This window comes from Pedobacter frigoris (assembly GCF_032678645.1).
Taxonomy (GTDB): Bacteria; Bacteroidota; Bacteroidia; order Sphingobacteriales; family Sphingobacteriaceae; genus Pedobacter; species Pedobacter frigoris_A.
This window is the reverse complement of record NZ_JAVTSP010000001.1, coordinates 1,011,196-1,023,676: the sequence shown is the minus strand read 5'-3', so window position 1 is coordinate 1,023,676 and position 12,481 is coordinate 1,011,196. Positions and strand designations below refer to the sequence as shown.

Here is a 12,481-nt window from a genome sequence, read left to right as displayed (position 1 = left end):
GTTTAGTTTTATCCCGAAGCTTAAAAATTGTAAAATTTTAAGACATATTTGTAATGTATATCAAATTTTACATAATTAAAACCTATTAGGAGAACCGCATAAAAAAAGGAAGCACTGTTGATGCTTCCTTTTTTTATAATTAGATCGATTGATTATTTCTTTTTTTGCTGTATTTGAGACTGTTGTTGCTGGCGCATATAGTCTTCTAACTTAGCACTGAATCCAGATTTCTTTTTCTTTTCTACTGGTTTTGCTTTATTCTCCTGCAAAGTTCTGTGTATCTTATCATCATCAACCATTGATTTAATCAGAAACTGCTGAGCAAATGTAAGCATGTTTGCCAGGAAGTAATAATAGTTTAATCCTGAAGGATAGCTATTCAGAACACCTAAGAATACGATCGGCATAATGTATCCAATGTATTTCATTTGTCCGCTTGCACCAGAGATCTGGTTATTGAAATAGGTATATATCAATGTTGAAATAGTCATCAATACACACATCAAACTTAAGTGGTCACCAATAAACGGAATAGTAAATCCAAACTTAATGAAGTCGTCATAAGTAGAAAGATCTTTCATCCACAGGAAGCTTTCACCTCTTAATTCGAACAGATTTGGGAAGAAGAAGAAGAAGGCCATTACGAAAGGCAACTGCAATAGCATTGGTAAACATCCCCCTAAAGGATTTACGCCCACCTGCTTATACAGTTTTAAATATTCCTGTTGTAATAAGGTAGGGTTGTCTTCACCAACCTTGGCTTTAATTACATCCATCTCAGGCTTCAAAATTCTCATTTTTGCCATAGAAAGATATGACTTATAGGTAAGCGGAGACATGGCTACTTTAAGCATTATGGTTAAGATCAGAATGATCAGGCCATAATTCCATCCGAAACCTTCAAGAAAGTTGAACACTGGTAATACGATGAATCTGTTGATGTATTTCAATGGCCAGTATCCCATATCTACCTGTTTTTCTATTTCGTGGCCCTGAGCTTTCAAAGTAGAAAACTTATTGGTTCCAAAATAGAATTTCATCGCGTAATTCTGCACAGAAAGCTGGTTGAAAGCCAATTGCATATTTGCACCGTACCATTTAATCTTGCCCGGCTCAGTGCTTACTTTCACTTCCAGATCACCTTTTTCAAAAGGAACTGTAGGGATAAGAACAGCAGAGAAGAAGTGTTGTTTGAATGAGAACCATTCAATCTTTCCTTCTTTTAACTCCTCTTTTTTATCTTTTGCAACATTCAGGTGATCAGGGTTCTCATTTACATATTTGTAATATGGAGCAGAGTGTTCCTGTTCTTTCTTGCCAGATTTCTCTTGTTCAAGCAAAGTAGCTTCCCAGTTTAAATTGATGGTATTGCCCTGAACAACCTGATTCAGACCATTTAAGTTGATATTGAAATCAACATTGCTGGTGTTTGGTTTTAAGTCGTAAAGATATTCAATGTATTTATCGCCGGAATAATTGGCTTTCATACTAATGCTGCTGCCATTTTTTACTGCAGTAAAATAAAGGTCATTGGTGTTTACTATTTTTCCAGCAATATTCAGGTTCAGGCCAAATTTATTCTCATTGCCATCGAATAAAATAACAGGCTTTCCATCATATGTTTTTTGACTCTTAACCTGAACAGATAAGATCTTTCCGCCTTTATTTGTCAGGGTCAATTTCAACAGTTCATTTTCTAAAACTGAAGTTTGGTCAGTTCCGTTGATATTGCTACCGAAGGGGCCATTCAAAGCAGCAGAATCTACTGTAGATGCTATAGCTGTAGCAGCAGGGGCAGTGACGGCCGGTTTATTTGCAGTCGCTTTTTTTATTGAATCAGCAGCAATTCTTTCATTTTCTTTTTTTATTTCTGCCTCACTTGGCTTGAAAAAGTAAAAAGAACCTGCCAGAACGATCATGATCAGGAATAATCCTGTAAACGTATTTCTATCCATTATTGTTAATTAAACGCGTATTATTTTATTTTCTTCTTTGCAAACTCCATCGCAGCGGCGACAAATTTAACAAAAAGTGGGTGAGGATTAGCAACTGTTGATTTTAATTCCGGGTGAAACTGTCCTCCAACAAAGAAAGGATGGTTTTTAAGCTCTACAATTTCAACCAATCCGCTTTCAGGATTTACACCCGAAGCGATCATTCCTGCTTCCTCATACTGCTGCAGGTAAGCATTGTTGAATTCATAACGATGTCTGTGACGCTCTGTAATGTGTGCTTTCCCATAAGCTGCAAAAGCCTTGGTTCCTTTTTTAAGGTCACATGGATAAGATCCCAAACGCATGGTGCCACCTTTATTGGTGATGCTTTTCTGATCTTCCATCATGTTGATTACCGGATGTTCAGTTTCTTCATTGATCTCTGTTGTATTGGCATTTTTTAATCCCAGTACATTTCTGCCGTATTCAATTACAGAACACTGCATTCCTAAACAGATACCGAAGAAAGGAACATTATTCTCTCTGACATATTTAATGGCATCGATCTTTCCTTCAATACCACGGCTTCCAAAACCAGGAGCTACCAACAAGCCGTCCAGATGGCCCAGCTTCTCTTTAACATTCTCAGGATATACCTCTTCCGAGTGAATGTACTGTACGCGTACTTTGCACTCATTTTTTGCTCCTGCATGAACAAAGGATTCAGTAATAGATTTATAGGCATCAGGAAGCTCTACATATTTACCCACAACGCCAATAGTTACCTCGGCAGTTGGGTTTTTTAAGCGACCTAAGAAATCTTTCCAGCTTTCCATATCAGGCTCATTTTTTTGAGCCAGTTTTAATTTACTCAATACTGTTTTGTCCAGCTGCTCTTTCATCATCAACAGCGGAACAGAATAGATAGAAGAGGCATCGATAGATTCAATAACCGCATTTACGTTTACATTACAGAACAAAGCTATTTTCTTACGAATGTCTTGCGTAATGTGGTGTTCAGTACGGCATACCAAAATATCAGGTTGTATACCATATTCTAATAAAGCTTTTACAGAGTGTTGCGTAGGCTTTGTTTTTAATTCACCTGCCGCTGCAAGATATGGTACAAGTGTTAAGTGAATTACGATAGCATTATTTGCACCTTCTTCCCATTTGAATTGACGTACAGCTTCAATAAAAGGCAAGGACTCAATGTCACCCACAGTTCCACCCAATTCAGTGATTACGATGTCATATTTACCGCTTTCACCTAAAATGCGCATGTTTCTTTTGATCTCATCCGTGATGTGAGGTACTACCTGAACAGTTTTTCCCAGATATTCACCTTGTCTCTCTTTGTTGATCACATTCTGGTAAATACGACCTGTTGTAATGTTATTTGCCTGTGAAGTAGGGACATTCAGGAAACGCTCATAATGACCAAGATCAAGATCGGTTTCAGCACCATCTTCTGTAACGAAGCATTCGCCATGCTCGTAAGGGTTTAACGTTCCCGGATCAATATTGATATAAGGGTCGAATTTTTGGATGGTTACACTGTAGCCGCGTGCTTGTAATAATTTGGCTAATGAAGCGGAGATGATGCCCTTTCCTAAAGAGGAAGTAACACCGCCCGTAACAAAAATATACTTAGTCATGTTTGTGAGTTTCTGATATAAAAGCAGTTTTTATGCTGCTATTATTGTTTTTGTACGGGATACAAAGTTAGCAAATAAAACTGAAGCGCGATGGCTATTTTTTGAAATAATAAGCAAAAGAAAAACTGCGCTCTAAGGCGCTAGAAGCTAAAATGTTAGAGTAAAAACCCGTATAGCTGTTTTCTGATGTCCTCAGGTTTTTGCTTTTTATCGCCGCCGTAACGGCCAAAAATTTCAATGATTTTCTTCATTTCCTTCTCCGTGTCTGTCTTTTTTGCTTTCGGTTCCGTGATTTCTGCATCAGAACTTATAAAGGCATCAACCTTAGTTGCAAACCAGGTGGTATTGTATCTCGGAATGGCAAGACCCAGGATCATCCCGGGCAGACCGCTAAAACCTTCAGGTCCTCCTTTTAAAAGAATTTCATCTGTATAAAAGGCCACAACATAAACAGTGTCATTAATTTTTCCAATTGCTTTTCTGCATTCGTATCCGGCAATTGTTCGCACATCATGCATAATTTTCCAGTCCAGAACAGGTATTGTATCATGAAGCAGGTAATCTTCACCAAAGTAATTCTTTTTCATCAGCCTTTTCGACTTGCCATAATCTGCATAAAGTTCATTGGTCGCTTCAGAACTAAACATAAACATCATTCCGGTATTCTCTGTTTCCTTTTTCTTAGGTTTATAAAGAGAGGTGCTCTGATTGAAATAAAGATCCCATGAACTGACGTTGTACTTTTGCATCCTTTCTTTGGCTTCATCAGGAATATCAAAGTCCGCCAGGCTCCTTTGTACATTGATTTTCTTTTCAAAAGTAATCTTCCCATTAGGAATAAATACCTGCTGAGCTATAGCACTGGAAAAAGTGACACTCAGAAAAAACAAAATGACAAATGTTCGTTTCATGCTATTTGGATGATTTTGTATTAAAATTACCACTTAAATTCCAATTAATACCAAGTAATGCGTACCTGGGGATATAGCTGTAAGTATTTTCGCTGATCACATTTCCGCCAACGAATCTGTCGTATCCGATTTTCTGGTTAAGAATATCAGTAACTGTTAATTTGATTTCAAGCGATTCGCTTTTCAGTAATTTCGTAGACAGGTAGCAATTCCATATCGCGATATCGAGGTCCTTGTCGAACGAAGCATTGGCCGGTCTGTACGATAGCGAAATCGTTGAATTAAATTCAAAGTGATAAGGGAGCTGCATAGTTCCTGAAAACTCATGGTTATGAGTTAAACTTTTTCCATCGTTGATTCCTCCGATGGATGAAGATCCATACATGAAATTAGCGGAAGGGGAGTAGCTCAGATCCAGCTTTGGCGTGTAATAGCTGAAGGAACTTCGTAGATTATATTGGTTGTTTCTGGTTTTATTTGTCGTGAAATTTATAATGGACAACCTGTTTGAAGTATTAAAGCCTACATCAACACCCAGTCTGAAGTTTAATTTTGTGAAGCCTTTGGAATAACCAAGATTACCGGATAAAGAATTGATGCCATTGAGGTTTGTATAGCTTGAAATTCTTTTATTGAACTCATCTACAATTTCTGTGTTGACTATACCATTGGTCGTAAAGCCATAATTAACGCCGCCAGATATATATTCCTCTGATTTAAACTGAAAACCACTATAATACAAAGAAAAATTATTGGTGAAAGAAGGTCTGAGTGCAGAATTACCGATCACCTGAAGCAATGGATTGTTCAATTGTCGTACTGGTTGCAGCTGATCAATGCTTGGTTGCTGCATGTAACCATTGTAATTTAAGGATAAGCTTTTATTGCCGTCCATCCTGTAGTTTATATTTGTACTTGGGGCAAGGTTCAGGTATTTCCTGTTGAAGTCGTTTTTACGATCCAGATCTTTCAATTCAAAACTTGTACGCGTTGCTTCCATCCCGGTAGATATCGAAAACTTATTTACCCGGTATTGCATGACTATCCGTCCGACATTTGAAAAATTAATGAATTTAAAGTTGTTGCTCAGCGAATCAATTTTTTTTATCACATTATCAGATACGAGAAGATAACTATTGGATGAGATTGTTTTAAAGCTATAGGAAGCTTCCATAGCCCAGTTTTTTGATATTGGTTCGGTATAATTAATTCTTGCTCCAAGAGAGTTCTTACTGCTGGAATTGTCCTTGTTCAGGTTAATTTTTTCCGTGCGGCTCAAATTTCCACCATCGTCATAATAGCTTGTGGTATTGATGCTTTGCTCAATACTGTTGTTGTTTTGGCTTTCAGGCTGGACGTCAACGGACAACGTACGTCCTTTTTTCTTAAAGCGTTTAGACCAGTTGATGTTACCGTTAAATCCTTCTCCTTCTCCGCTTCCTGTGTTTTCCTGATTATTCTGACTGATAAAAAAGCCGTTTTCTGTACGTGTATCTGTATACCCGATGGAATTGTTGTTATTTCTGCTTTTTTTTGCACCAAAGGCTACTCTTAATGTAGTTAACGAATCTATAGAGAAATTGTAACCCGCTTTTATATTCTCACCCGCAGTCTTTGTGTTGGTTTGATTGTTTCCTGAACTGACAAATACATTTCCGTTTGGCAAAAGTTCCGTTGAGTGTGAGGTTTCCCGGTTGGTGCTTTTATAGTCAAAACCTTTGGCATTCAATTTAATGCCCATTTTGTTTTTATAAAATTTATCTGAGAAATGTGCCCCTATATTTAAATTATTGGGTAATCCTGCACCACCTGAGTAATAGTCATCATCATCTTCCATGCCCGTGGAATACATGATGGAACTCCCATCATCACCGACCTGAATGATGTCATAGTCCTCACCCTTTAGTTTTCTCATGGAATTGCTGATTTTGGACTGGTTATCCAGATTTGAAGAAGTGCCAAATACAGCAGCTTTAAGCTTGTTTTTGAAGACTCCAAACATGCCTCCATAATCCCTGAACTGGTTGGTGCCTGCATTTGCATCGAGTGTACTGATATAACCATTTTTAGCATTTTCTTTCAGTTTGATATTAATGGTTTTGTTCTTTATCCCATCATCAATACCCGTGAGCTCTGCATTTTTACTTTTTTTATCATAAACCTGTATTTCATCTACAGCATTTGCTTTCAGATACTTTGTCGCAAGAAGGGGATCATCACCGAAAAACTCGTCGCCATCCACAAGTACCGTTTCTACTTTTTTACCTTGCGCTTTTATGCTTCCATCGGGATTAACAACTATACCGGGTAATCGCTTTAACAATTCCTGTACATTGGCATTAGAGCGCACTGCAAAACTATCTGCCTGAAATACAAGAGTATCACCTTTCATTCTTATCGCACGCTTTGTTGCCTGTATGACCACCTCGTTTAAAAGTTTAGATTTTAGGTCCATACTGATTTTTCCGAGATTGACCGAAGAGGTATCAGACAGGCTTACAGTAGTAATAAAGTCTGCCATCTTTGGGTAGGTCACTAGTAATGTATAATTACCTTTGCTGAGGTTATTGAATACAAATTTACCCATCGCATCTGTTCTCACTGTTTTAACCAAAATTGAATCAGATGATCTGATCAGTAAAACAGAACAGTTTTGCAATCCCTTTGTCTCAACGGAATCTGTTACCACACCCTGAATATTAGCTTTTTGGGCATATAAACTATGAAAAGCTAACGTAAGAAGCAGTACCAGGAAAAAGCTTTTTAGCATAAAAAAAATATGATCTTGAGGCGTATGGAAAACGAAAATACTGTTTTTAATGATCTTTTAGAAATAGAAAAAATAATACAAAAAAAAGCCCGGAAATTTCCGGGCTCTTCATTAAAGTATATTTGGTTAGAATATTTCAGGTTGATTTATGAATAGCAATTACGTGGTTCGTTTTCTTTCATTATATAAACATAACACTAAATTTAAAATAATCATAATATTATTTTAAATTTTTTGAACAAAGATTGTACAATGTGCGCTGGTTAAGAAAAAACAGTGTTTTTTATAGGAATGTTATTTTTTAGCCTGATTGGTCACTTTACAGCAATTGTAATAGGTCTTAACTTTTTTATCTTTTGCAGACCAGCCGATGTATATTTTGTTTTCTTTGCCCAGTCTATAGATGAAGCCATTTAGCCCGCTTTTTTTTAGCTCTTCATAAAAATCTTTATCGGGTACATATTGATCCGGAACTTCATTTTCCATAATAGCAGGTTCCATGAAATTTTCTTCATCAAAAAAACGATCTAGTTCCTCGTTTAAAAACTTAATCTGATTCTTTTTCTTTTTAAGATCTATTGTGGCATCATAATTTTTAAATAAATCATCAGCTTTGATGTCTTCTTCATAAATAAGTTTTCCTTCAAAAGAGGTAACCGTAAAAATAAGCCTGGTTTCTTTGGGTGAATTTACATCGAGTTTCACCTTGAACGTATCAGACTTTAATGAATCACTGAAAGGCTTGGTAATTGTTTTTTCAGTATTGCCTACACCCTCAATACCCGTGCTGTCAGAAGAATTGCAAGAGGCAAAAAATGAAAAGAGCAATAATGAATAGATTAAAACATGTTTCATATTACACATTTATTTTATTCAGGTCTTCAGGAGTGTCAATGGATATCGTTTCAATATCTGTAATCTTCGTCTGGATGCTGTAACCGTTTTCTATCCATCGCAATTGTTCCAGACTTTCGGCTGTTTCCAAGGAAGAAGGAGCTAGTTTAGTGATCTCAAGCAGGGCAGAAGAGGTATATCCATATATACCTATATGTTTATAAAACTGATGTTTGTCCATCCATTGGCCTTGTTCAGTACCTCTTATATAAGGAATGGTCTGCCTGCTGAAGTAGATTGCCTGCTGATTGGCATTAATTACAACTTTCGGAATATTTACATTAAACAGGTCTTCTTCTGTTGTAATCTTTTTAATCAAGGTAGCCAGTTTCACATCCTTATTGTGGAAACACGAAATTAACAATTCTATCTGCTGAGGGTCAATATATGGTTCATCTCCCTGTATGTTAACAACGGCATCAAATCCTGAAATAGCTGTAATCACCTCTGCGCAACGATCAGTGCCACTTAAGTGACGATCAGAAGTAATGATGAAATTGCCGCCAAAGCTTTTAACCTCATCTGCAATGCGGTCATCGTCGGTGGCTACGATCACTTCTGTAAGCCCCTGAGCTTTTTTTGCTTGCTCATAAACTCTCTGGATCATGCTTTTGCCATCAATTTGCACCAATGGTTTTCCGTGAAAACGTGTTGAAGCATATCTTGCTGGTATGATCCCTACAATCTTCATCTTAAAATAAGCCGTTTATTTCTGCTTCGATTGATTGGATAATTGTACCCAGATCTTCAGGGTTATTGGTGAAATCCAACCTGTCTTTATCCAATATCAATAACTTACCTAATTTGTAACCTTTTATCCAATCTTCATATTTTTCATTCAGTTTGGATAAATAGTCAATGCGAATGCTCGCTTCATATTCACGTCCCCTGCGCTGTATATTGTTTACAAGCGTGGGAACCGAAGCCCTCAGGTAAACCAGTAGATCCGGGGGTTTAATGAAAGACGTAACGTTTTCAAAAATTGATTTATAGTTTTGATGATCCCTGCTGGTCATCAGGCCCATTTCATGCAGGTTATCAGCAAAGATGTGCGCATCTTCATAGATTGTACGGTCCTGTATTACATTTCTGTTGAAATTCTGGATATCCACAATTTGCTGAAAGCGGCTGTTCAGAAAGTAGATCTGAAGGTTAAAACTCCATCTCTTCATATCGCTATAGAAATCTTCCAGATAGGGATTGTTGTCTACAGCTTCGTAGAGGGCTTCCCATCCATAATGTTTTGCCAGCAACCCAGTTAAAGTTGTCTTTCCTGCGCCAATATTTCCAACTATAGCTATATGCATATGATTAAAATGATTTAAACCCGATTAGTGATCTTACTTCTTTAATTGTTTTTTGTGCGCTTTCTCTTGCTTTTAATGCACCGTGGATGGCCACCTGACGCAAATATGAGCTGTCTTTAGATAGCTCCTCTATGCGTTCGCGAATTGGTGAATTGAAGACAATCATATCCTCGGCAAGTTGTTTTTTGAAGTCGCCGTAACGGATCGTCATTTTATTATAAAGCTCATCAAAATGAGACAGGGTATCAGGTGTAGAAACTATTTTCATAAGATCGAATAAGTTCTGAATTGCTTCTGGTTTGGCCTGGTTTTCTTCAGTTGGCCCGCCATCAGTTACTGCTCTTGATAATTTTTTACGGATGATCTCCGGACTGTCTGCTAAATAAATGCAATTTCCATCTCCGCTTGATTTACTCATTTTTCCTTTTCCATCCAGACCAGGTACTTTTACCAGGTTCTCAGCATAGTTAAAAGCAAAAGGTTCAGGGAAATATTCTGTGTTATAAAGCCTGTTAAAACGATTCCCAAATGTGCGCGTCATCTCAAGGTGTTGCTCCTGATCTTTTCCAACAGGAACTTTAGTCGCTCTGTGTATCAGGATATCAGCAGCCATAAGGGTAGGGTAGGTCAATAGACCTGCGTTTACATTGTCGGGATGTGCCCTCACTTTATCTTTAAAAGAAGTGCTGCGCTCCAGTTCGCCCATGTAAGCATTCATATTCAGGTATAAATACAGCTCAGCAACTTCAGGAACATCAGATTGTACATATATGGTCGTGTTTTCAGGATCTATCCCACAGGCTAGATATTCGACCAGTACATGCCTTACATAGCCATGCAGGTCCTGAGGAGTAGGATGGGTAGTCAGGGAGTGCAGATCTGCAATAAAAAAATAGCAGTTATAATCATACTGCATTTTTACAAAATTGGTCACTGCGCCAAAATAATTACCTAAATGTAATTGTCCTGTAGGACGTATACCACTAACTACCGTTTCTTTCATCTTCTTTTAATTAAAACTGAAAAATCAAATGTGATTTTTATTGGCCCGAAAATAATAAAAAACAATCCATTTCGTACATAGCTACCTATTTTTTATGAATTTCATGCACAATACTTAAATAACTTTATCTAAGTTTGGATTTGATGATTACTCTCTTAAGGCACATACACCGCTCATATTCTGTATTGATTATCCTGGTATTCTCTATACTTTTTTATCCGCTCTATTATTATGCATCCAGAAAACCAGAGCGGTATCTTTTATTGAACCGGTTTCGCAAACTAAACAGCCATATATGCAGCTTTTTAATAGGGGTTTATTACAGGTTCGATTTTGAAGTTGCCCTGGAAAAGAACAAGACCTATATCTACTGTGCAAATCATACTTCCAATCTTGACATTATGATCCTTTGCATTCTTGCTAAAGGCCGGTTTCATTTTATGGGAAAGCAGGAATTGCTGGAGAATCCGGTTTTGAAGATTTTTTTTAAGACCATAGATGTTCCGGTAAACCGCGACAGTAAAATATCTGCATTCAGGGCTTTTAAAAAAGTGGGAGAGAACCTTGAACAGGGGATGAGCCTGATCATTTTTCCAGAGGGAAAAATCGACGACCATTATCCTCCTAAGTTGGTGCACTTTAAAAACGGACCTTTCAGACTGGCTATTGAAAAGAATATTGCGATAGTTCCGGTGAGTATGACTGATGTATGGAAAAAGATGTGGGATGACGGCGCTAAGTATGGAACACGACCGGGTTTATGTCATATTTACGTTCATAAACCTATTTCTACCAAAGAATTGAATATTGATGACTCAGATTTGCTGAAAGACCGTATTTTTGAATTAATTAACAGTAAACTTGTTCATAGATGAATATAGATAAGCAAACCATAAATAAAGTTGCAGATTTAGCGAGAATAGCAATAGAGGATAAAGAAGTGGATACTTTGATCGTCGATATGAATAAGATCCTTACGTTTATGGAGAAGCTAAATGAGTTGGACACTACTGGTGTACAACCTTTGGTATACATGAACCAGGAGGAAAATGTCTGGCGCGAAGATGTTGTAAGGCAGGAGATCAGTGTAGAAGATGGACTGAAAAATTCGGCTAAACACAATGAAAGTTTTTTCTTTGTTCCAAAGATCATCGAAAAGTAACCCAAATATTGCCCTTTCTGTAACATTCAAATACAGATGAATGTCTAAAACCTAAAAAAAGCCATGGAGAAAGCATTGATGAATGATAAGCCATTAATAAATATTAAAGATATAGGTCGTAAATATGTAATTGGTGCAGAAGTTATCCATGCTTTAAAATCTGTGACCCTTGATATTCATAAAGGGGAATTTGTGGCGCTAATGGGGCCTTCAGGTTCGGGGAAATCAACCCTGATGAACATCCTTGGATGTCTTGATACCCCCAGCAAAGGAGATTATGTGTTAAACGGTACAAACGTAAGCCAGATGACTGAAAATGAACTGGCTGAAGTCCGTAATAAGGAGATAGGTTTCGTATTTCAGACCTTTAATCTTTTGCCAAGATCTACATCTTTAGATAATGTTGCACTGCCGTTGATCTATGCAGGAGCCAATAAAAAAGAACGCGATGCAAGAGCTCAAAAAGCACTTGAAAATGTAGGCCTGGGTAATAGGGTAACGCATAAACCAAATGAACTGTCCGGTGGTCAGCGTCAGCGTGTAGCAGTGGCCCGTGCTTTAATCAACAATCCTTCAATAATTCTGGCCGATGAGCCTACAGGAAACCTGGATACCAAAACATCAATAGAAATCATGGGCCTGCTGGAGGAAATTCACAGTAAAGGCAATACCATTATCCTGGTAACGCATGAGGAAGACATCGCGCAGCATGCACACAGGATTGTAAGGATGAGGGATGGTTTAATAGAAAAGGATTATCAAAATACAGATATAAAGACCGTATCTCCACGTTTATCAAATCTTCAGAAAACTGGAAGTGATTTTGAAAAAATAGATTAATA

11 protein-coding genes are annotated in these 12,481 nt (G+C 37.5%); 3 read left to right on the top strand and 8 right to left on the bottom strand.

What is annotated here, in order from left to right; all coding sequences use genetic code 11:
* Positions 1 to 152 precede the first annotated feature (152 nt).
* The 8 genes from yidC to trpS form a co-directional block, all read right to left on the bottom strand.
* Complete coding sequence (gene yidC, locus R2Q78_RS04520; protein WP_316789279.1) at positions 153 to 1,955, bottom strand: membrane protein insertase YidC; 1,803 nt, start codon at positions 1,953 to 1,955, stop codon at positions 153 to 155.
* 20 nt (positions 1,956 to 1,975) lie between these two features.
* Positions 1,976 to 3,592, bottom strand: coding sequence for a CTP synthase (locus R2Q78_RS04515; RefSeq protein WP_316789277.1), 1,617 nt, complete (start codon positions 3,590 to 3,592; stop codon positions 1,976 to 1,978).
* A 155-nt stretch (positions 3,593 to 3,747) separates the two neighbouring features.
* Positions 3,748 to 4,503 carry a GLPGLI family protein gene (locus tag R2Q78_RS04510; RefSeq protein ID WP_316789275.1) on the bottom strand — a complete coding sequence of 252 codons (756 nt, stop codon included), beginning with the start codon at positions 4,501 to 4,503 and terminating at the stop codon, positions 3,748 to 3,750.
* Between the two features lies 1 nt (position 4,504).
* The gene (locus R2Q78_RS04505; RefSeq protein ID WP_316789273.1) at positions 4,505 to 7,273 is read right to left on the bottom strand and encodes an outer membrane beta-barrel protein; all 2,769 of its coding nucleotides are present in this window, start codon (positions 7,271 to 7,273) and stop codon (positions 4,505 to 4,507) included.
* A 294-nt stretch (positions 7,274 to 7,567) separates the two neighbouring features.
* Positions 7,568 to 8,128, bottom strand: coding sequence for a hypothetical protein (locus R2Q78_RS04500; protein WP_316789271.1), 561 nt, complete (start codon positions 8,126 to 8,128; stop codon positions 7,568 to 7,570).
* Between the two features lies 1 nt (position 8,129).
* Entirely contained in the window at positions 8,130 to 8,858 is a 729-nt protein-coding gene (kdsB, locus tag R2Q78_RS04495) for a 3-deoxy-manno-octulosonate cytidylyltransferase (protein ID WP_316789270.1), read from the bottom strand.
* Between the two features lies 1 nt (position 8,859).
* The gene (locus R2Q78_RS04490; protein WP_316789268.1) at positions 8,860 to 9,474 is read right to left on the bottom strand and encodes a deoxynucleoside kinase; all 615 of its coding nucleotides are present in this window, start codon (positions 9,472 to 9,474) and stop codon (positions 8,860 to 8,862) included.
* 4 nt (positions 9,475 to 9,478) lie between these two features.
* The gene (trpS, locus tag R2Q78_RS04485) at positions 9,479 to 10,477 is read right to left on the bottom strand and encodes a tryptophan--tRNA ligase (RefSeq protein WP_316789266.1); all 999 of its coding nucleotides are present in this window, start codon (positions 10,475 to 10,477) and stop codon (positions 9,479 to 9,481) included.
* Positions 10,478 to 10,620: 143 nt separating this feature from the next.
* Here trpS and R2Q78_RS04480 point away from each other — a divergent pair, with 143 nt between their 5' ends.
* The 3 genes from R2Q78_RS04480 (at position 10,621) to R2Q78_RS04470 (ending at position 12,479) form a co-directional block, all read left to right on the top strand.
* The gene (locus R2Q78_RS04480; RefSeq protein WP_316789264.1) at positions 10,621 to 11,352 is read left to right on the top strand and encodes a lysophospholipid acyltransferase family protein; all 732 of its coding nucleotides are present in this window, start codon (positions 10,621 to 10,623) and stop codon (positions 11,350 to 11,352) included.
* Positions 11,349 to 11,639, top strand: coding sequence for an Asp-tRNA(Asn)/Glu-tRNA(Gln) amidotransferase subunit GatC (gene gatC, locus R2Q78_RS04475; RefSeq protein WP_316789263.1), 291 nt, complete (start codon positions 11,349 to 11,351; stop codon positions 11,637 to 11,639). Before R2Q78_RS04480 ends, gatC begins: the two co-directional genes overlap by 4 nt.
* A 78-nt stretch (positions 11,640 to 11,717) precedes the next feature.
* Complete coding sequence (locus tag R2Q78_RS04470) at positions 11,718 to 12,479, top strand: ABC transporter ATP-binding protein (RefSeq protein ID WP_316789996.1); 762 nt, start codon at positions 11,718 to 11,720, stop codon at positions 12,477 to 12,479.
* The last annotated feature ends 2 nt before the right edge of the window (positions 12,480 to 12,481 follow it).